The following is a 19,606-nucleotide window of genomic DNA, read 5'->3' as shown; positions in this document are numbered from 1 at the left end:
AGGAGGTACCAAATTAACGAATAGCTTTTTCAGTATCGATGTCAAAGAAATGTCCTTTAGAAACATTAAATGTTAAGCTTGCTTTTTCACCTGGGTTATGGAAATCACGTGCATCAACACGAGATGCAAATTCTGTATTTCCAAGTTTGACGTAAAGCATCGTTTCAGAGCCCAATAACTCAGAGACTAAAACCTCTGCTTCAACATTAGCATTTGGGAATGTTTCTTCGACAAGTAAGTTAGCTGAGATATCTTCTGGGCGGATACCAAATGTAACTTGTTTACCTTCATAGCCTGCTTCTTTGAGCATTTTTGCTTGTCCTTCAGCAATAGCGATATTAAGACCATCTAAGCTGATGATGCGCTCTCCATCAAAGGTTACATCAAAGAAATTCATGGCTGGGCTACCGATAAAGCCAGCAACAAATTTATTTGCTGGTAAGTTATAGAGTTCTTGCGGTGAACCTACCTGTTCAATTTTACCAATTGTTCCATTACCTTCAGGGTTTTTCGTTGCACTCATAATGACAATCCGATCGGCCAAGGTCATAGCTTCTGTCTGATCATGAGTAACATAAATTGTTGTAGAGCCGATACGGCGATGAATTTTAGCAATTTCAGCACGCATTGATACACGTAATTTAGCATCTAAGTTTGATAAAGGCTCATCCATAAGAAAAACCTTGGCATCACGGACAATAGCACGCCCCATAGCGACACGTTGACGTTGTCCACCAGACAAATCAGCAGGTTTACGATCTAAGAATTCTGTTAATCCTAGGATTTGTGCAGCTTCTTTAACACGTTGGTCGATGTCAGCTTTCTTATATTTACGCAACTTTAGGCCAAAAGCCATATTATCATAAACAGTCATGTGTGGGTAAAGGGCATAGTTTTGGAAAACCATAGCGATATCACGATCTTTTGGTGACTTGTCATTAACCACTTCCCCATCAATTTTCAATTCCCCTTCAGAAATATCTTCAAGTCCTGCAATCATGCGAAGAGTTGTTGATTTTCCACAACCTGATGGGCCTACAAAAACGATAAATTCTTTATCCTTGATATCTAAGTCAAAATCTTCAACTGCGTAATGTGTTGTATTAGGGTACTTCTTGTAAATGTGATTTAAGTTTAATTCTACCATATCTTACTCCTTGTTTAGACTTAGCTTTCTTTTTAAAAATAGGGAAGCACTGTCTTTTTGATGTTTCTATTCTAACAAAGAAAAGGCTTTCACAAAAGAGACAAAGCACCCAAATTTCTTTGGGCACTTTGCACAATACTATTGTTTCTGGATGAAAAGATAAGCAAAGGTCAAATCATCAAGGTTTTTGAGATTGAGCCCTGTTTGCCGTTTGGTTTTTTCCAGTTTATATTGGAGTGAATTCCGATGAATATAAAGTTTTTGAGCTGTCTGCACAAGATTTCCTTGGCATTGCCAAAGGCTAAGCACTAAATCTGAGACCTCTTTATTTTGAACTAAATGATGGTGAAAATGCTTTTCCAGCATTGGAAGGTCTAATTGTGTCAGCATTCCCCACAGAAGTAATTCAGAAAATGAAAAGAGTTGCTTCTCGCCTTTTTGTGTTTGGTAAGCTGTTAATAAAAGATTTTCTTCGTCAAAATAACCACTCAACCCTTGACCCTTATTATCTAACCAATTATTCCCTATAAATACTGATAAGGCAATGCCAAAGTCACTTTCAATAGTCGGTAATATATCAGCAAACAGGCTTAAAAAGTCACTCTCTTGAGACTGGTCAACCAATAAAGTCGTCCTTGATTTATTGATATGTACTATAGCTACTAAAGAAGGAATGAGTGACTTAAAGAGATCCAGTAAATCCTCCGCCAAGGCTACTTTATGTTCTAGGAAGATAAACTGAAAATGACTCAAAGGCTCTGGTAATGGCCCTTTTTTGAGAAGCAAATAATCTTGCCATGGCGATGCGGAAGACTTAGCTACGTAGTCAAGGAGGTCAAACTTTCCCAACAAAAACAATTCCCTAGCTGTTAAGGTTTCTTTGGGTAAATGGATATAGTGGTCGTCTTCAGCAATTGTTACCCAGTCTTCACCCATAAAGGGCAAATGATTTACTTGACTCTTTGGGAAATACTCTTTTAATTCCATTGTTTCCTTCTCGTTTTCCTTTTATCTCTGTTTGGTATCCAAGATAATGGTCACAGGTCCATCGTTGTTCAAGGACACTTGCATATCTGCACCGAAAACCCCTTTTTCCACTGGACAATAATCCGCCAGCATCTGATTGAAGCGCTTATATAAATTTTTAGCTAAATCAGGATTAGCAGCGTCGGTAAATGCAGGTCGATTTCCCTTTTTGGTATTGGCAAACAAGGTAAACTGTGAGATAGATAGAATAGATCCCTTAACATCACGGAGTGATAAGTTCATTTTATCTTCTCTATCTGAGAAAATACGCATTTGTGTAATTTTACGCACAGCGTAGTCTAAATCATCTTGGGTATCATCTGGGCCAAAACCTACTAACAACAGTAATCCTTTCTTAATAGCGCCAGCTACTTCCCCATCAATAGAGACTGAAGCTTGGGTCACTCGTTGAATAATAACACGCATCGCAATACTCCTCTAACCATTTGTTCGTTTAACATTATATATATCAGGAACAGTCTTAATTTTTTCAACTACTGTCGTTAATTGGGTGAGATTTGGAATACCAAAACTAACATGAATATTGGCAAATTTCATATCTTTAGTTGGTTGTGCATTGACAGCCGAAATACTTTTGGTTGAATTCGACAATATTTGCAAGACATCATTTAATAGACCACTACGATTTAAGCCATAGATATCAATTTCAGCTTGGTAATCTTTACTGAAATTCTCCATATCCCACTCAACTTCAATCAAGCGTTGCTCATAACCTTCTTGGCTCTTAATATTATTGCAATCAGCTCTGTGAATAGCAATACCTCGACCTTTGGTAATGTACCCTTCAATAGGGTCACCAGGAACTGGATTACAACATTTAGCAATTCTCATCAAGAGTCCACTTGCTCCTTGAATGATGACGCCATTCTCACTGCGAACCTTAAGAACCTCTTTATTTTCGTGTTTGACCTCCCCGCCCTTGACCAACTCTTCTGCTTCAGCTTTTGCTTTGGCTCTTTCTTCTTCACGTCGTTCTTTTTCTGTCAACTTGTTAAAAATAGAGACTGGACTTAAATCACCAAAGCCGACTGCAGCATAGAGAGATTCTACGCTTTTTACACTGAGACGAGGAAGAATTTCTTCCATCCGTCGCTTTTCCAAATACTTATTTGCAACATAACCTTGTTCTTGGAAATAGTTGACCAAAAGTTCACGTCCTTTATTAACCGATAATTCCTTATCTTGGTTTTTAAAGAATTGGCGAATTTTATTCCGCGCTTTATTGGTTTTAACAATCTTAATCCAGTCTCGGCTTGGCCCAAATGAATTCGGATTAGTCACAATTTCAACAACATCTCCAGTTTTCAACTTGGCCGTAAGGGGAACCATTTTACCGTTAACCCTAGCACCTGTTGCCTTTTCACCAACTTGGGTGTGGATAGCATAAGCAAAATCAATCGGCCCAGACTCTTTTGGTAGTTCTTGGACAGCACCATTTGGGGTAAAAACATAAATGCGTTCAGAAAATATATCTTCTTTGACGGAATCAACAAAATCTTTGGCATCGCCGTTAGATGCATCCTGTAATTCCACCAACTCGTTAATCCAGTTCATACCAACTTTCTGATCAGACTGACTAACTTTTCCTTTGACACCTTTTTTGTAGGCCCAATGTGCAGCCACACCATACTCAGCAACTTGGTGCATATCTTTGGTTCTAATCTGAATTTCAATCGGTCCTTTTGGCCCATAAACAGTTGTGTGAATGGATTGGTAACCATTAGCCTTAGGTGCAGCAATATAATCCTTAAAGCGACCAGGCATTGGCCGCCATAATTCGTGAATGTAGCCAACCATAGCATAAACATCACTTTGAGTTTCCATGACACAACGAATAGCAATCAAATCAAAAATCTGATCAAAACGTTTCTTTTTATCACGCATTTTACGGTAGATAGAATAAATATGCTTAGGTCGACCATAGACGTCACCATATAAGCCTTGCTCTCTGGTATAGGTGATAATTTTATCAACAATCTCATCTACTAGTGCTTCACGCTCTCTGCGTTTTTCACGCATCATATGGGAAATTTTATAAAATTCCGACTCATTAAGATAACGAAAAGCCAAGTCTTCTAGTTCCCATTTAATACGGCTAATCCCTAAACGATGAGCAAGTGGGGCATAAATTTCCATCGTTTCACGGGAGATACGTTCTTGCTTATCCTTGCGCAGATGCTTTAGGGTTCGCATGTTATGAAGTCGGTCAGCAAGCTTAACTAAGATAACACGGATGTCTTTCGACATGGCCATCAACATTTTCCGGTGATTTTCAGCTAATTGCTCTTCATGGGATTTATATTCTACTTTTCCCAATTTCGTTACACCATCAACAATATCGCGAACATCTATCCCAAAGTCCAATTCAATATTATCTAAGGTAATATCGGTATCTTCAACGACATCGTGTAGAAAACCACAAGCAACCGTCACAGCATCTAATTGTAGGTCCGCCAAAATCCCTGCCACTTGAATAGGATGGATAATATAAGGTTCACCAGATTTACGAGCTTGATGGTAATGAGCAGCTGTTGCATAATCGAGTGCTTTTTTTACAAAGGCGACATCTTTTTTATTCATATAAGCCGCTGCTAGAGCAACGACCTCTTCTCCAGATAAATTTATTTCTTTTGCCATTCTTTTCCTCAGTCAATTTCTTTTACCTATTTTAACACTTTCACTGAAAAAGCAAAAGGATCTATCCTTTCAGCCATCTATTCCAAAGCAAGAGGTTCAGCTTTATTTTAAAACTGAGAAAAACCACCTCATTTATTGTATTATATCCCTTGAAAGCTATCAAAATGTTCGTGAATTATGTTGATGAAAACCCTTTTTCAGGTTATAATAGTAGTCTAAGTTCATTTTTTATAAAATTATTAGGAGATTTTAGGAATGAGAAAATACTATGTTTCAAAAAGTGCTATTTGGCTTGCTATGTTGCTTTCTGCAGGAGCAACTCAGATAGTAAAAGCGGAAAGTAGCCCTGACACAACTACCCCAATAAGTAGCAATACTAGGGTTCCAAGTAGTGAGGCTTTAGCCACAACAACCACTAGCAGCACCCCAACAGCCCCAACAATAACTGATTCGACAACTGTTAGCAACAATACTAGTAATCAAGAAACACCAAGCGTAGCTACTAATCTCGACCCCAAGACCAATACCCAGTTAGCCCCCGTAGCTAAGCAACAAGCCTCAGCTCCTGTTGAAGGTCAAAATATTGACGTGCGTATTGTTTCGACAACAGACCTTCATTCTAATCTTGTTAATTATGACTACTATCAAGATAAGGATTCACAAACCATCGGCTTAGCAAAAACTGCCATTCTTATCGACCAAGCACGCGCTGAAAATCCTAACACTATCCTCGTAGACAACGGCGACATTCTACAAGGCACTCCCCTTGGCACTTACACTGCCTTGATTAAGCCAGTAGCAACAGAAGAGGTCCATCCGATGTATGCGGCACTAAATGCTCTTGGTTATGACGCCTCAACTCTTGGTAACCACGAATTCAACTATGGACTTCCTTTTCTAAAACAGGTCATCGCCTCAGCAGGACTTCCAATTGTCAACGCTAACGTTTTAGATGCAAATAATGACCAATTCGTTTTTAAGCCTTACGATATTATTACCAAAACCTTTATAGATGCTAATGGCCAGGCAGTCAACCTCAAAGTTGGAATTACAGGAATTGTGCCTCCCCAAATTATGGCCTGGGATAAGGCAAACCTCGAAGGTAAAGTTAGGGTCAAAGATGCTGTTCAAGCGGTGACAGAAATTATCCCTACCATTAAAAAGGCTGGCGCTGATATCATCTTAGTTCTTGCACACACTGGTATTGGTGACAACGTTTACGAAGCTGGCGAGGAAAATGTCGGCTATCAAATTGCCAGTTTAGCGTGCGTTGATGCTGTTGTGACAGGACATTCACACGCTGAATTTCCTTCTGGAACAGGCACTGGAACTTACGAAACCTACGCAGGTGTTGATGGTGTTTCAGGTCTCATCAATGGTACCCCCGTTACCATGGCTGGAAAATATGGCGACCATATCGGAGTAATTGATTTAGATCTTACTTATACTGGTGGTAAATGGCTTGTTAATAAGGATAAAAACCATGCCGAAATACGGAAAATCAACACTAAATCAACTGAAGCTGATCCTAAAATTCTTGAAATAGCCGCTAAAGCTCATCAAGGAACAATTGATTATGTTCGTCAAACCGTTGGAGAGACAACGGCACCAATCAATAGCTATTTTGCCTTAGTAAAAGATGACCCTTCTGTTCAGATTGTGAACAAAGCTCAGTTATGGTATGCTAAACAACAATTAGCAGGTACTCCTGAAGCCAACCTTCCGCTCCTTTCTGCAGCTGCACCATTTAAAGCTGGTACACGAAATGACCCAACAGCTTATACTGATATCCCTGCCGGTCCAATTGCAATCAAAAATGTTGCAGACCTCTATCTTTATGATAACGTTACCGCCATCGTTAAAGTAACAGGTGCAGATCTCAAAGAATGGTTAGAAATGGCTGCTGGGCAATTCAATACAATTGATCCAACTAATACTGCCCCTCAAAACCTCATTAACACTGATTACCGTACCTATAATTTTGATGTCATCGATGGTGTGACTTATGAATTTGATATTACCCAAGCTAATAAGTACGATGCAAAAGGCAACTTAGTAAATCCTAATTCTAGTCGAGTTCGCAACTTGAAATACCAAGGAAAAGATATTGATCCTAATCAAGAATTCATGGTTGTAACCAACAACTATCGTTCGAGCGGAACTTTTCCCGGCGTGAAAAACGCAAGCCTCAATCGTCTCTTAAACTTGGAAAATCGCCAAGCCATTATTAACTATATTGTTTCTGAAAAAACCATTAATCCAAGCGCTGACAACAACTGGTACTTCGCTAATACTATCGAAGGCCTGAATTTACATTTTCTGACCGCTGACGGAGCGAAAAAACTACTTAATGACGTCAAAGATATTAGCTATCATGCACCTTCATCTATTGAAGGTTTTGGCGATTTTATCTTTACCTATGTCATGCCTGAGGCTCCGACAAATCCAGTAGGAACAGCTGATACTACTAATCCAACCAATCCTCGTCAGACAGATTATAAACTTACCGATTCACAACGCCAGTACATCTACCAACTAGCAACTAACCTCTATCTGCAAACAAACAGAGCACAAACTCGCAAAAGTGAAACTATTGCTAACAAAGAACTACCGCACACAGGTGTCAAAGAATCCCAAAATAGTTTCTTGCTAGGACTAAGTTTCCTGGGGTTTGCTGGACTCTTTAGGAAAAATAATCAGAAAAAAAGGTAATGAAGAGATGGCCATGTACATGTCATACTAACTCAAACCTATTAAAGAAATCTACAAGAAGCTATCAGAACCTTAAGTTTCAGGTAGCTTCTTTTAAGCTTGTGCAATACTATATCTTGTGCTAAACTGTTAGTTATATTACAAGATATAGTACAAGGAGACATAGATGTCTGATTTAACCATTGTCTTTATTAGCTTAAGTGGAAACACACTTAGCTTCGTCAAACGCTTGAGCCTCTATTTAGAAGAAAAATATAATATCCACACCAAGCCAATTAACATTAAAGAATTAAAACATAACACTTTTCCTGTTGATGATGATTTTGTCACTATTTTACCTACCTATTTAGAAGGAGGAAACGGCCTAGACTCCGGAGACGTGGAAATCCTCACCAATCCTTTAGGTGATTTTCTAGAGGCTCACGATAATTTTAGACGTTGCTTTGGAATTATTGGTTCTGGCAACCGTAATTTTAATAACCAATATTGTTTGACAGCGAAACAGTATGAAAAACGTTTTGGCTTTCCTATGCTCGGTGATTTTGAATTACGGGGAACTAGTGCTGACATTGAACGCTTAGCTGAAATAATTATCGAAAAGAAAAAACTTTTTCAAGAACATCCATAGAAACCCCAGTCTTTTCTGGGTTTTTCTTATATAAATACCTTTAGCATGCTATAATAGAAATATTGAAAAAAGGATAAAGGAAGTTGACATGAAAACAACTGTTGATTATATTACAAAGCTCACTCAAATCCCCTCACCAACAGGCTTTACCAAGAAAATTATGGAATATGTTGCTGATGAACTAAGTAACTTTGGTTATCAACCCATAAAAACTAACAAGGGCGGTCTTATGGTCTCTGTTAAAGGTCAAGATGATAGCAAGCACCGTCTTGTAACTGCCCATTTAGATACTTTAGGAGCAATGGTCCGTGCCATTAAACCTGACGGCCGGCTAAAAATGGACTTAGTTGGGGGCTTTGTTTACAACGCTATTGAAGGTGAAAACTGTACTGTTCACCTTGCTAAAAATGGGAAGGAAATTTCAGGAACTATTCTCATTCACCAAACGTCCGTCCATGTTTATAAAGATGCTGGCACTGCCGAGCGCAGCCAAGCTAATATGGAAGTTAGACTTGATGAAAAAGTCCGCACCGCTGATGAAACCCGTGCGCTTGGGATCGAAGTTGGTGATTTTATTTCCTTTGATCCTAGAGTCGTACTCACAGATTCTGGCTTTATTAAATCTCGACATTTGGACGACAAGGTTTCCGCAGCTATTCTGATGGAATTGTTAAAAGAATATCATATCCACAATATTACTTTGCCTTACACAACTCATTTTTACTTCTCCGCCTTTGAAGAAGTTGGTCACGGTGCCAACTCAAGCTTACCAAAAGAAACCGTTGAATACCTAGCAGTTGATATGGGAGCAATGGGAGATGACCAAGCAACAGATGAATACACTGTTTCTATCTGCGTTAAAGATGCCTCTGGCCCCTACCACTACGATCTTCGTCAACATATGGTTGCCCTATGCCTCCAAAATGACATTCCGTATCAATTAGATATTTATCCTTACTATGGCTCAGATGCTTCAGCTGCCCTGAGATCTGGTGCCGAAGTTAAACATGCTCTCCTCGGGGCAGGAATAGAATCAAGCCATTCATACGAAAGAACGCACCGAGACTCAGTTGAAGCTACAGAAAAGCTAGTAGATGCCTACCTTAGAAGTCAAATGATTGATTAAGTGTTCTCCTAGATTTCTTGTTACCACTAGACTAAAAGCACTAGGATAGCTACTTTTGGACTAGCAATCTTCCATAAAATCTAACGTAATCATCAAAAGACTTTGACATAACTACGGGAGCTCATTTCATATGCCTAATTTAATTATTATCAGAGGAAATGCCGCAAGTGGTAAAAGTAGCCTAGCTAAAGCACTTCAAAAACAGTTAGGAGAAAACACCTTGCGACTTTCACAAGATGAGTTGCGACGGGAGATGCTCTTAGCACGTGATGGCTTTAATACGCCAACTATCCCACTGTTAAAAACCTTATTACACTACGGCTTTAATAACTGTGACTACATTATTTTAGAAGGTATTCTAAAAGCGGACTGGTATCAACCCATCTGGCACTACATCATTGAGAAATCACATATCAAAACCTTGGCTTATTACTATGATCTTACATTTGAAGAAACCGTCAAGCGGCACTCCCAAAGAGCTAAAGCAAAGGATTTTGGAAAAGAATCTCTAGAGAAATGGTGGAATGACAAAGATTACATTAAGGTTATTCCTGAACACCTTTTCAGTACAGAAGTCTCTATAGAACAAGCTCTCAGCCATATTTTAAAAGATATAGAAGAAAGTCAGGACACTCCATCCTGACTTTTTTTCTATCCAGATTAATCCGAATTGATCCAGCTCGCTTCTACTGATAGACCATAATGATCACTGACGACTGGGGCATCTCCTCCTTCAAAAGTTATTTCTGAGCGACTAATATTAAACTCTTGGCTCATAAATGCATGATCCACCTTAAAGGAGTCTCTATTACCTTCCCAGCCATCTATATCAGATACAATACTATGATCTCCAAAAACGACTTTTGCTTCCTTGTGACTATCCCGTAGCCCCAAGGAACTGCTCAGAATCATATCATACCCTTTACTGTCTGTCGGATTATTAAAGTCACCCATAACAACTAAGGGTAAAGCCAAATTCTGCAAGCTCTGCTCCAGCATAGACCATTCTTCTTCAAAACCCTTTCCAAACCAAGACAAGTGAACAGATGCGAGGGCCACTTCTCTTCCATCAACTTCTGTTTTAGCCAATAGTACACGTCTCGTGTGATAGTCATACTCATCATCAATTGCTGTCACTAGAATACCCTTAACCCACATTGGTTTTTTTGAAAGAATAGCTACGCCTTCCTTATAAATATCGTAACCAATATGATTATAAGCCCATGACCAATAGTAAGGTTGCCCCCGCTTTGCTAAATAATTAGTGAGCAAGAGGGTAAAATTATCCTTATGCAAGGGCGGCGTGCCTGAAATTTTTTGGTAAAAAGAATCCTCGGTAGCTAAATCACTCTCAATTAATTGATTGACTTCCTGTAAGCAAATGACATCATACTTCTCAGCAAGTATATGTTCTGCCAAATCAAACAGTTTTTTTAAGGCATTTACTTCCATCCAAGAATGAGTATTTAAGGTTAACCACTTTGCCATATATTTCCTTTCTCCAAAGAATAAAGAACAGCTGTCTCCTATTACTTATAACTTAACGCTAGCAACGTCTGTTTTAGCGGCCACTTCTCCTGTTTTAAGAAGGCTCACCTCAATGACTTCTGTTTGATTGGTGAAGACAAGAACAATCGTTTTTTCTTTTCCTGCAGCTACTATCACTTCTAAATCTGCCTTGATGAGAAGGTCACCAGCTTTCACTTTTTGGCCTTGACTGACTTGAATATCAAAGGGTTCCCCATTCAAATCCACTGTGTCTAAACCAACATGAATTAAAACCTCTAAACCAGAGTCTGTTATTAAACCAAGAGCGTGTTTACTTGGAAAAACACTAGTAATTGTTCCCGAAACTGGAGCATAAATCTCTCCTGAGGTTGGCTCTAGCGCAAAGCCATCGCCCATCATCTTACTAGCAAAAACCTGATCCTTCACTTCCGTAATGGGCAGAACCGTTCCTTGTGCAACTGAATAAATAGCTTCTGAAATTCCTTTGGAATTTGTTGTAATGATAGGTTCTGTTGAAGACTCAGGAAAGGCAGTCTGGGGAATTTCACCACCTGAATCTAATAAATCTTGAATATCTGATTTTAAAATATCTGCCTTCGGTCCATAAACTGCTTGAACACCTGTGCCCTTCATAATCAGTCCCATTGCTCCAGCTTTTTTCCAAGCTTCTGGAGTCCCAACTCGGTCAGAATTTTTAACAGTTACTCGTAATCGTGTCATACAAGCATCAACATCAGAAATATTATCAGCACCGCCTAATAACTGGATTATTTGTAGCACCTGTGGACTAGCATTTGTTAATTGAACTGAACTAGCCTTATCGTTATTATTTTCTAACATATCAGCATCATAGTTGCCAAGTCGACCTGCTGTTGCTAGATGCAACTTTTTAATCATAAAGTCAGCAATAAAGTACATGATAAGACCAAATAATACAGAAACCCAAACGAAGTTAATCAAGTCCATAGCAAGTCCAGCTTTAATAGCCATGGGGGTCCGAGTTAATAATTCGATATTTCCAAATGAGTGTACCCGAAGGTTAACAAGGTCAGCCATTGCAAATGAAGCTCCCTGAACCACAGCGTAAACAATATAAAGTGGCATAGCCGCAAACATGAACATATATTCAAGTGGCTCTGTCACACCCGTTAGAAAAACGGCTGCTGCGGCTGAGATAAACATCATTTTATATTTAGATTTTTTATCTTTATCAACATTCCGATACATCGCTAAAGCAACACCCATAAGGGTTCCCGTTGCACCAATCATTTGACCAACCTTAAAGCGAGCAGGTGTCACACTAGTTAGCAAATCATGATAAGCTGAAGCATTTGAGCCCTTCAAATTAACCAGGTCTGTTACCCAAGCTAACCAAAGCGGATCTTGACCAAATACTTTTGAACCTTGGCTAGCACCTGTCAGCACCTCATAAGTTCCACCAAGCGCAGTATAATTCATTGGAATCGTCAACATGTGGTGTAAACCAAACGGAAGGAGCAGACGCTCTAAAGTACCATATAAAAAGGGTGCTAAAAACGGTGCTGTGTCTTGTGACGAAGCAATCCACTTGCCAAAACCATTAATTCCAGTTTGAATTAAAGGCCAAACAACTACTAAAACAAGTGCTACTAAGACTGAACGTAAGATAACCACAAAGGGAACAAAACGTTTCCCATTAAAAAAGGTCAGTACCTCTGGCAATCGACGATAGTTATAGTATTTATTATACGCTGTAGCCCCAACAAAACCGGCAATAATACCAAGAAAGACACCAGTATTCAAGGCAGGCGATTCCAAAACACTGGTAAAATAGTCTTTAACAATCATTTGTGTGCCAAAAAGGCTTGAGACTTTAGCAGCTGGCTCAGCTAACATGGCTGCATTAACCCCATAAAAAGCTCCCGTGATACGATTGATTAATATAAATGCAAGTCCTGCAGCAAAAGCCCCACCAGCACGCTCTTTAGCCCAGCTTCCACCGATAGCTAAAGCAAAAAGTAAGTGAAGGTTTACAATCACAGCCCAACCAATTTGAGCAATAATATTTCCTAACGAACTTAAGAAAGCTGAATCATGATTAATCATCGGAATAGAATTTCCAATACTAATCATCAAACCAGCAGCTGGCATTACAGCAATAACAACCATTAAACATTTTCCAAACTTTTGCCAAAACTCAAAGCTGAAAATGCGTTTGATAGATGATTTCATTATTTTCTCCTTTTTCTTTGACCCGCAAAGCATAATCCTAAAGATGCGTTAGACTTATAAACAGGTCTGATTGCAAACGTTTTACGCAATCGCTTGCGTTACCTCTTTATTATATGCTTCATTTATCTCTTTGTAAAGAGGCTGTCGAGAAAAAATAAAAAATCTTCTCAAACATGAGAAGATTAACTAGACTAGTAGTTGTTGATTGCTTGTACCGTAATCAATGCTTTGTAAGCATTTATCAGTGCTTTTAAAAGCAACTTGCTATTTCACATCTAACTCCAAAGCGTAGCTTACCGCACTCAGAACATACAAAGGTGCTGTTTCAGTGCGCATAATCCGGGGACCTAGGCCTATCATCTGTGCACCAATTGCCTCAAAGGCTTGAATCTCCTGTGGTGATAAACCACCTTCTGGACCGAAAATAAAGAGTAAGCTATCACCCGGTTGACAAGCTTTTAAGCCAGTCGCAAAAGCAGCTTGTTCACCCATTTTTGCTGATTCCTCATAAGCGACAAACACATAATCAAATCCGGACAATTGTCTCAAAAAAGCTACCTTTTGTTCAAACAATTCCACTTCTGGGATAATGTTTCGTTTACTCTGTTCAGCTGCACCCTGTGCTATCTTTAGCAATTTTTCTCGCTTCTTAGCTAATTTTTTACCATCCCATTTAGCCACTGACCAATCCGCCGGAAAAGCCCAAATAGCAGAAGCACCTAATTCTGTCACTTTTTGCGTCACCCATTCTAACTTATCCCCTTTTGGAAAGCCAGAGGCAATAGTGACAGCTACGGGTAGTTCGACAGATTGATCCAAATCTTGCAAAATAGTAAATGTATGTGCTGCGCTATCAGAAACAGCAGCTAAGCGCTTGATTCCATCGTCAAAAACCAGACAAACCTGATCTCCATCAGTCAAGCGCATAACCTGAAACATGTGTTTAACAGTTTCCTTATCCTCAATAAGAACTGGATTTTGATAAGGCCCCTTAATAAAATATTGTTGCATCAGCCACCAATCACTCCTGATTTATTATCTGTTTTCCTGAAGACGCATGCATTCCATTCTCCTTGGATCATATGAGTTTCCAAGAAGAAACCGGCATCAGAAGCTGACTTGCGAACCAGCTCCCATTTTTCTGAAATAATACCTGACATAATCAAGTACCCCTCATCATCAAGCAAACGATAGGCATCTTCTGTTAAGTGAATTAAAATATCTGCTAAGATATTAGCAACAATTACCTGTGCTTTCTGCTCAACACCTTTTAGAAGGTCCCCTGTAGCCACTTGGATATTGGATGTCTCCTGATTTAAAGCAATGTTTTCTTCGGCCACACGCACCGCTATATCATCCAAGTCAAAAGCAAAAATTTCCTTAGCTCCTAATAAAGAACTCGCAATAGATAGGACACCAGACCCAGTTCCCACATCGATGACCGTCTCACCGCCACGGAGGACTTGTTCCAGAGCAAAAAGACTCATCTTGGTGGTCGGATGAGTGCCTGTTCCAAAAGCCATCCCAGGATCTAGACGAATGACTTTTTCCTCAGGCTCTGCCTTATAATCAGTCCAGGAAGGAACGATGGTCAGATCATGCGTAATGCGAGCTGGCTCATAGTATTTTTTCCAATTATCAGCCCAGTCTTCCTCTGCTAATTCCTGAGCAGAAAGCAAAATTTCGCCAGTTTCCAACCCAGAGGTCCGTAACTCTTCTAAATCACTCTCAAGCTGGTTTCGCAAGACTACTAAATCCATACTATCTGGGAAATAACCCGTAACAGCCACACGGTCAGACTGTTCTACCTCTGGAAAAATTTCGCCATACCGACCTATCTGACCTAAATAATCCGCACTATCACTAATGGCTACCCCTTGGCTACCAGCCTCTATCAAAATATTAGAAACGGCCTCCTCAGCATCGCGATGAATCGTGACTGTTAATTCTTGCCATGTGTTCATAAAAATCTCCCTTTAATATCTTGGATAAGCAAAGAATTCAGTTTCTTCAAGTCCTTCTTGACCTTGAACAAAAGCTTGTGCATCCCAACTTAATCCGAAATCAACCTTAGTATCATCGTCCAAGAAATCCATGAGATCGCTTTGCCCTTCAGTCGCAACATCGTTAAGAAATTGTACAAAGTACTGTAAGAATTCACGAGACAAGCCCTTCTTAGGCTCATAAGGAATGGTTACCAAGTAGTCTTCCTTATCAAACTTACTTTTCTCAGGATTATAAAAAAGCACATAATCCTCAAAAACAATATCCTCTTGCGAGACTTCTCCCGTATCATCAATAGTTTCCACCGCAGCTTTATTTTGCGCTTCCAAAACAAAAGTTACCTCCACTGCATGGTTTTTCTTATCCCAATCTATGGCATAATCATAGTTAAAATGCTTATCCATTTCTTCTTCAATAATTGATAAAAAACCAAATTTAGCCATATAATTGTCCTTTTTCCTAACAGTTAATTACTCCCATTGTAGCATAAATTTAGCTAACTTTCACTGACTAATACCAGAGAGATAAACTTCTAGGATTTTAGCAAGCGCTTTAAAGTTTATTTTCCTCTCATTATGTTAAACTAATAAGTGATTATAATGTTAGGAGAAAAAGAATGAGACATTCTAAGCACTACCCCTCTAAAACAAGGCAGACCCTCTTAGCCTTGTTGTTAATGACTACCAGCCTCCAAGCAGGTGTAATGATCAGCCATGCTAATGCTAGCAAAATTGATACTCAGCCCCCAGCGAGCCAAGTCGAAGTTAGTAAACAGACGCCGTCAGAATCAGTCATTTCAAAGGCCGAACACAGCCCTACAGCCCCTCTAGCCCCAGCTAAAGAGACTACCACTCAGTCACCTCCCTTAGCAACAGAAATTACAAGTCCAGCCCCAGCCCCACAACCTCCTATTACTCTAGACGACTATAAAACAGCCAGCGCCAGTCAATTAGCCGAATGGACACGACAAAAACGTGTCACAGGGCAACAATTGTTAGACTTTGCCTTAGAGACTATCAAAACCACCAACCCCGAGCTTAACAACGTGATTTCCTTACGTGAATCTTTAGCACGCCAAGAAAGTGACCAAATGGTGGATCAAGGCCAACCCTTTTACAAAGTCCCGATTCTCGTGAAAGGCTTGGGGCATACCATTGCTGGTAGTAGTAACACTAACGGCTTAGCCTTTTTAAAGGACAAAACAAGTTCATCCACCAGTGCTTTTGTCAAACAACTTCAAAAAGCAGGCTTTATTGTTATAGGGCAATCATCTTTTCCAGAAATGGGATGGATAAATGTTACCAACTCTAACCTCTATGGAGATACACACAATCCTTGGCAATTAGACAAAAACCCTGGAGGCTCTTCTGGTGGTTCCGCAGCTGCTGTCGCATCAGGGCAAGTGAGTTTGGCCAGTGCTTCTGATGGCGGTGGCTCTACTCGTATCCCAGCTGCTTGGAGTGGCTTAATCGGTTTGCACCCAACACGGGACATTCTAGAAGGAAACCCCACTTCTGAACGTAGTAATGTTAGCCATTTCGCTCTAACCAAGGGTATGGAAGACACCAAAAAACTCTTCCAATTTCTCTTAAAAGATAAAGCCAAAGCACAACAAAATTCTCAACACTTAGATCCAAGTATCCCTATCGCCTACACTACAAAAACTCCAGCTGGGACTCCTATTAGCCAAGAGGCCATTGAGGCTGTCAAAGATGCTGTAGCCTTCTTAAAAGAACAAGGCTATCAAACAGTTGAGGTGCCTTATCCTGTCGATGGCAAAACCATGATGCAATATTATTACACGATTGCCGCTTCTGCTGCATCATCGATCAATTTCATGGCACAACAAACCTTGAAACGCCCACTTCAAAAAGATGATGTAGAACTCCTTTCCTGGGCACTTTATCAAACTGGGAAAGATTTGAGTAAAGAAGATATTGATAAAGCCTGGGCAGGTATTGCTGGGCTAACTAAACAATTAGACCAGTTCTACCAAAAATACCCTATTTTCCTAACTCCTACCACAGCTTATCCAGCACCTCCTGCTGACTACCACCATATTCCTCAAGAATTAGTAGCACAGCTCAGTGACATGTCTCAGTTAAGTAAACAAGAAAAACTAGATTTAATCTACCGCCAATGGCTTCCTGCCTGGACTCTAACACCTTTCACACAGCTTGCTAACTTGACTGGAACTCCTTCCTTGTCTTTACCAACTTATGTGACTAAAAGTGGACTACCTCTTGGCCTTTTGGTGAATAGTAGCGCCCACAACGATGGACTGCTTTTGCAAATAGGTGAACTATTTGAGAAGGCTAATCGTTTCCACCTCTTAACTGCTGCTCAAAAAGGGCTCCCAACAAATCTAGCCGAAGAGACACGAACTGAAACTAAAAAAACTCAGACGCAGCAAGAAGCTATCCCAGTGACCTACCAAACCACGACTTTTACAAATCATGCTTCACTCCAAGCCAACCCTAGAAACCTTCCTCAAACCAATGGACACAATTCAGAAGGGCTCACAGTAGCTGCTTATGTCAGCCTCTTTCTTGGGACACTTTTCTTAGCAGGTAGCAGATCAAAACAAAAAGAGACACACTAATATTCCTTCCATTTGATTCCATATAAACTATAATCTTCACTCTTAGGGAATGATCCCATATACTTAGTATTTTATTTAGAATAATTAGGGCTGAACCTCCTCTGGGAAATCTTCAGTCCTTTTGCTTATTTAAAGGTCTTTTACTATTTGATCACATTAAGCTGAGCAAACGCTTTTATGATATAATTTGAGTATGCATAGAAAAACAATTATTGATTTCAAAGAGCTTGGTCAACGCTATATTTTTAAAAACCCACTACTAGAGTTGGTAGCCAAAGAATTAGACCAGGTAGGCTCAGTTATTGAACAAGTTCAGTATTACCAACAACTGGGTTATTATGTGGTGGGCTATCTCAGTTATGAAGCTGCTAGCTTCTTTGACAAAGCCTTACAAACCCATAATGTTAAGTTAGGCAAGGAGTATTTTGCCTATTTTACAGTGCACAAAAAATGCCAAAAGGAAGAGTTCCTACTTGATTACGATAACCTTGACCTTCCTAATCGCTGGACCAGCGCTACTCAGAAGAAAGCTTATCAAAAAGCTATTGAAATTATTCATTCCAACATGCGACAAGGCAACACGTACCAAGTAAACTATACTATCCAATTGACTCAAGAACTTGATTTAACCAAGAGCTTAGCAATTTACAACAAACTCGTTGTCGAACAAGCTGCTGGCTACAATGCTTACATTGCCCATGATGATTTTGCAGTCATCTCAGCTAGTCCTGAATTATTTTTTAAACAAGAGGGTAATACCTTAACCACCAAGCCTATGAAAGGGACCACCAAACGTGGCGTTAACAGCTGGTGCGACAAAAAAGAACATGATTGGCTTCAGGCTGATGCTAAAAATCGTTCTGAAAATATGATGATTGTTGATTTACTCCGCAATGACATGGGGAAAATCTGCCAAACAGGCAGTGTCCATGTTGCTAAGCTTTGTGAGCTGGAGCAATATTCCACAGTCTGGCAAATGACCTCAACCGTCCTAGGTAAACTCAGACCAACTTGTGATCTTTTGACTATTCTTACAGCACTCTTCCCTTGTGGTTCGATTACAGGCGCTCCTAAAGTCTCCACCATGGCCATTATTAAAGACTTAGAACCAAAACCAAGAGGGGTTTACTGTGGAACCATCGGTATTTGCCTACCCGACGGATGCCGTATTTTTAATGTCCCCATTAGAACTCTCCAACTTACTGACAATTATGCCACTTATGGTGTTGGTGGCGGTATCACTTGGCAAAGCAAGTGGGAAGAAGAATATGAAGAAGTTCATCAAAAAACAGCTGTTCTCTACCGGAAAAAACAACACTTCACCCTAAAGACAACAGCAAAGGTTGAGCAAAAAGAAATTGTCTTTCTTGAGCACCATCTCAATCGTCTCAAAGAAGCAGCTACTTATTTTGCCTATCCTTATGATGAACCGACTTTGCTAAAAGCACTAAAAATCTACTTAGAAAAAAAAGATGATACCAGCTACCGCTTAACAATTAGCCTATCTAAAAATGGTAAAGTCGAGCTGTCTGACCAACACCTAAAACCTTTACCTTCAAGTTTTCTAAAGGCAAAGCTCACCTTACAAGATAAAGACGTAAGTAATTCGGTCTTTACTTACTTTAAAACGAGCTATCGTCCCCATATTAATCAAAAACCTTACGAACAGGTTTTCTACAATAAAGAGGGGCAATTGTTGGAAACCTCTATTGGAAATCTCTTTGTTCAGTTGGGTCAAAACCTCTACACACCGCCAGTAGCGGCTGGTATTTTACCAGGTCTTTTCCGCCAAGAGTTACTAGTTACTGGCCAGGTTCAAGAAAAATGGCTGACGCTAGCTGACTTACAAAATGCAACTGCTGTTTTCGGAGGCAATGCTGTTCGCGGCCTGTATCGTCTAGACCTCAATCTTTTATCTAATACCATATCAACTAACTACCAGTAAAGACTAACCCCACTCCAACCATTCAGTTATTAAGGAAG

General features: G+C 39.8%; 15 protein-coding genes. 6 read left to right on the top strand and 9 right to left on the bottom strand.

Annotated elements, in window-relative coordinates; genetic code table 11:
* Window positions 1-13: 13 nt before the first annotated feature.
* The 4 genes from FGK96_RS01450 to FGK96_RS01435 form a co-directional block, all read right to left on the bottom strand.
* A complete protein-coding gene (locus FGK96_RS01450) occupies window positions 14-1,147 on the bottom strand; it encodes an ABC transporter ATP-binding protein (RefSeq protein ID WP_138080717.1) in 1,134 nt (377 codons plus the stop codon).
* 138 nt (window positions 1,148-1,285) lie between these two features.
* Window positions 1,286-2,134, bottom strand: a complete 849-nt coding sequence (locus FGK96_RS01445; protein WP_138080715.1) for a helix-turn-helix domain-containing protein — start codon at window positions 2,132-2,134, stop codon at window positions 1,286-1,288.
* A gap of 21 nt (window positions 2,135-2,155) precedes the next feature.
* Entirely contained in the window at window positions 2,156-2,599 is a 444-nt protein-coding gene (dtd, locus tag FGK96_RS01440) for a D-aminoacyl-tRNA deacylase (RefSeq protein WP_138080713.1), read from the bottom strand.
* A 12-nt stretch (window positions 2,600-2,611) separates the two neighbouring features.
* A complete protein-coding gene (locus FGK96_RS01435) occupies window positions 2,612-4,831 on the bottom strand; it encodes a RelA/SpoT family protein (protein ID WP_138080711.1) in 2,220 nt (739 codons plus the stop codon).
* A gap of 255 nt (window positions 4,832-5,086) precedes the next feature.
* Between FGK96_RS01435 and FGK96_RS01430 the strand changes: the two genes are divergently transcribed.
* From FGK96_RS01430 to FGK96_RS01415, 4 genes are all read left to right on the top strand, one after another.
* A complete protein-coding gene (locus FGK96_RS01430) occupies window positions 5,087-7,543 on the top strand; it encodes a bifunctional 2',3'-cyclic-nucleotide 2'-phosphodiesterase/3'-nucleotidase (protein ID WP_138080709.1) in 2,457 nt (818 codons plus the stop codon).
* A gap of 166 nt (window positions 7,544-7,709) precedes the next feature.
* Window positions 7,710-8,171, top strand: a complete 462-nt coding sequence (gene nrdI, locus FGK96_RS01425; protein WP_138080707.1) for a class Ib ribonucleoside-diphosphate reductase assembly flavoprotein NrdI — start codon at window positions 7,710-7,712, stop codon at window positions 8,169-8,171.
* Window positions 8,172-8,259: 88 nt separating this feature from the next.
* The gene (locus FGK96_RS01420; protein WP_138080705.1) at window positions 8,260-9,297 is read left to right on the top strand and encodes a M42 family metallopeptidase; all 1,038 of its coding nucleotides are present in this window, start codon (window positions 8,260-8,262) and stop codon (window positions 9,295-9,297) included.
* A 130-nt stretch (window positions 9,298-9,427) separates the two neighbouring features.
* The gene (locus FGK96_RS01415; protein WP_138080703.1) at window positions 9,428-9,940 is read left to right on the top strand and encodes a kinase; all 513 of its coding nucleotides are present in this window, start codon (window positions 9,428-9,430) and stop codon (window positions 9,938-9,940) included.
* 17 nt (window positions 9,941-9,957) lie between these two features.
* Here the strand turns inward: FGK96_RS01415 and FGK96_RS01410 are convergent, their stop codons facing one another.
* The 5 genes from FGK96_RS01410 to FGK96_RS01390 all read right to left on the bottom strand — a co-directional run bounded on the left by FGK96_RS01410 (window position 9,958) and on the right by FGK96_RS01390 (window position 15,464).
* Window positions 9,958-10,785, bottom strand: a complete 828-nt coding sequence (locus FGK96_RS01410) for an endonuclease/exonuclease/phosphatase family protein (RefSeq protein ID WP_138080701.1) — start codon at window positions 10,783-10,785, stop codon at window positions 9,958-9,960.
* A gap of 45 nt (window positions 10,786-10,830) precedes the next feature.
* Window positions 10,831-13,017 (bottom strand): PTS transporter subunit IIBC, encoded by a 2,187-nt coding sequence (locus FGK96_RS01405; protein WP_138080699.1) that lies wholly within the window; start codon window positions 13,015-13,017, stop codon window positions 10,831-10,833.
* A gap of 264 nt (window positions 13,018-13,281) precedes the next feature.
* Window positions 13,282-14,028: a 16S rRNA (uracil(1498)-N(3))-methyltransferase gene (locus FGK96_RS01400; protein ID WP_138080697.1), complete on the bottom strand. Its 747-nt coding sequence runs from the start codon at window positions 14,026-14,028 to the stop codon at window positions 13,282-13,284.
* The gene (prmA, locus tag FGK96_RS01395) at window positions 14,028-14,981 is read right to left on the bottom strand and encodes a 50S ribosomal protein L11 methyltransferase (protein WP_138080695.1); all 954 of its coding nucleotides are present in this window, start codon (window positions 14,979-14,981) and stop codon (window positions 14,028-14,030) included. Before prmA ends, FGK96_RS01400 begins: the two co-directional genes overlap by 1 nt.
* A gap of 12 nt (window positions 14,982-14,993) precedes the next feature.
* Window positions 14,994-15,464 (bottom strand): DUF3013 family protein, encoded by a 471-nt coding sequence (locus tag FGK96_RS01390; protein WP_138080693.1) that lies wholly within the window; start codon window positions 15,462-15,464, stop codon window positions 14,994-14,996.
* A 173-nt stretch (window positions 15,465-15,637) separates the two neighbouring features.
* Here FGK96_RS01390 and FGK96_RS01385 point away from each other — a divergent pair, with 173 nt between their 5' ends.
* The gene (locus FGK96_RS01385; protein ID WP_138080691.1) at window positions 15,638-17,623 is read left to right on the top strand and encodes an amidase family protein; all 1,986 of its coding nucleotides are present in this window, start codon (window positions 15,638-15,640) and stop codon (window positions 17,621-17,623) included.
* Between the two features lie 193 nt (window positions 17,624-17,816).
* Window positions 17,817-19,568 (top strand): aminodeoxychorismate synthase component I, encoded by a 1,752-nt coding sequence (gene pabB, locus FGK96_RS01380; protein WP_138080688.1) that lies wholly within the window; start codon window positions 17,817-17,819, stop codon window positions 19,566-19,568.
* The last annotated feature ends 38 nt before the right edge of the window (window positions 19,569-19,606 follow it).

This window comes from Streptococcus porcinus (assembly GCF_901542335.1).
Classification (GTDB): Bacteria; Bacillota; Bacilli; order Lactobacillales; family Streptococcaceae; genus Streptococcus; species Streptococcus porcinus_A.
This window is presented reverse-complemented; position numbering and strand designations above follow the sequence as displayed.

What these genes read in the sequence shown, in the direction of transcription:
- FGK96_RS01405 (WP_138080699.1), bottom strand. Translation starts at nt 13,017, where the DNA reads ATGAAATCATCTATCAAACGCATTTTCAGCTTTGAGTTTTGGCAAAAG.
- FGK96_RS01445 (WP_138080715.1), bottom strand. Translation starts at nt 2,134, where the DNA reads ATGGAATTAAAAGAGTATTTCCCAAAGAGTCAAGTAAATCATTTGCCC.
- dtd (WP_138080713.1), bottom strand. Translation starts at nt 2,599, where the DNA reads ATGCGTGTTATTATTCAACGAGTGACCCAAGCTTCAGTCTCTATTGAT.
- FGK96_RS01450 (WP_138080717.1), bottom strand. Translation starts at nt 1,147, where the DNA reads ATGGTAGAATTAAACTTAAATCACATTTACAAGAAGTACCCTAATACA.
- FGK96_RS01435 (WP_138080711.1), bottom strand. Translation starts at nt 4,831, where the DNA reads ATGGCAAAAGAAATAAATTTATCTGGAGAAGAGGTCGTTGCTCTAGCA.
- FGK96_RS01385 (WP_138080691.1), top strand. Translation starts at nt 15,638, where the DNA reads ATGAGACATTCTAAGCACTACCCCTCTAAAACAAGGCAGACCCTCTTA.
- FGK96_RS01410 (WP_138080701.1), bottom strand. Translation starts at nt 10,785, where the DNA reads ATGGCAAAGTGGTTAACCTTAAATACTCATTCTTGGATGGAAGTAAAT.
- nrdI (WP_138080707.1), top strand. Translation starts at nt 7,710, where the DNA reads ATGTCTGATTTAACCATTGTCTTTATTAGCTTAAGTGGAAACACACTT.
- pabB (WP_138080688.1), top strand. Translation starts at nt 17,817, where the DNA reads ATGCATAGAAAAACAATTATTGATTTCAAAGAGCTTGGTCAACGCTAT.
- FGK96_RS01400 (WP_138080697.1), bottom strand. Translation starts at nt 14,028, where the DNA reads ATGCAACAATATTTTATTAAGGGGCCTTATCAAAATCCAGTTCTTATT.
- FGK96_RS01390 (WP_138080693.1), bottom strand. Translation starts at nt 15,464, where the DNA reads ATGGCTAAATTTGGTTTTTTATCAATTATTGAAGAAGAAATGGATAAG.
- FGK96_RS01430 (WP_138080709.1), top strand. Translation starts at nt 5,087, where the DNA reads ATGAGAAAATACTATGTTTCAAAAAGTGCTATTTGGCTTGCTATGTTG.
- prmA (WP_138080695.1), bottom strand. Translation starts at nt 14,981, where the DNA reads ATGAACACATGGCAAGAATTAACAGTCACGATTCATCGCGATGCTGAG.
- FGK96_RS01415 (WP_138080703.1), top strand. Translation starts at nt 9,428, where the DNA reads ATGCCTAATTTAATTATTATCAGAGGAAATGCCGCAAGTGGTAAAAGT.
- FGK96_RS01420 (WP_138080705.1), top strand. Translation starts at nt 8,260, where the DNA reads ATGAAAACAACTGTTGATTATATTACAAAGCTCACTCAAATCCCCTCA.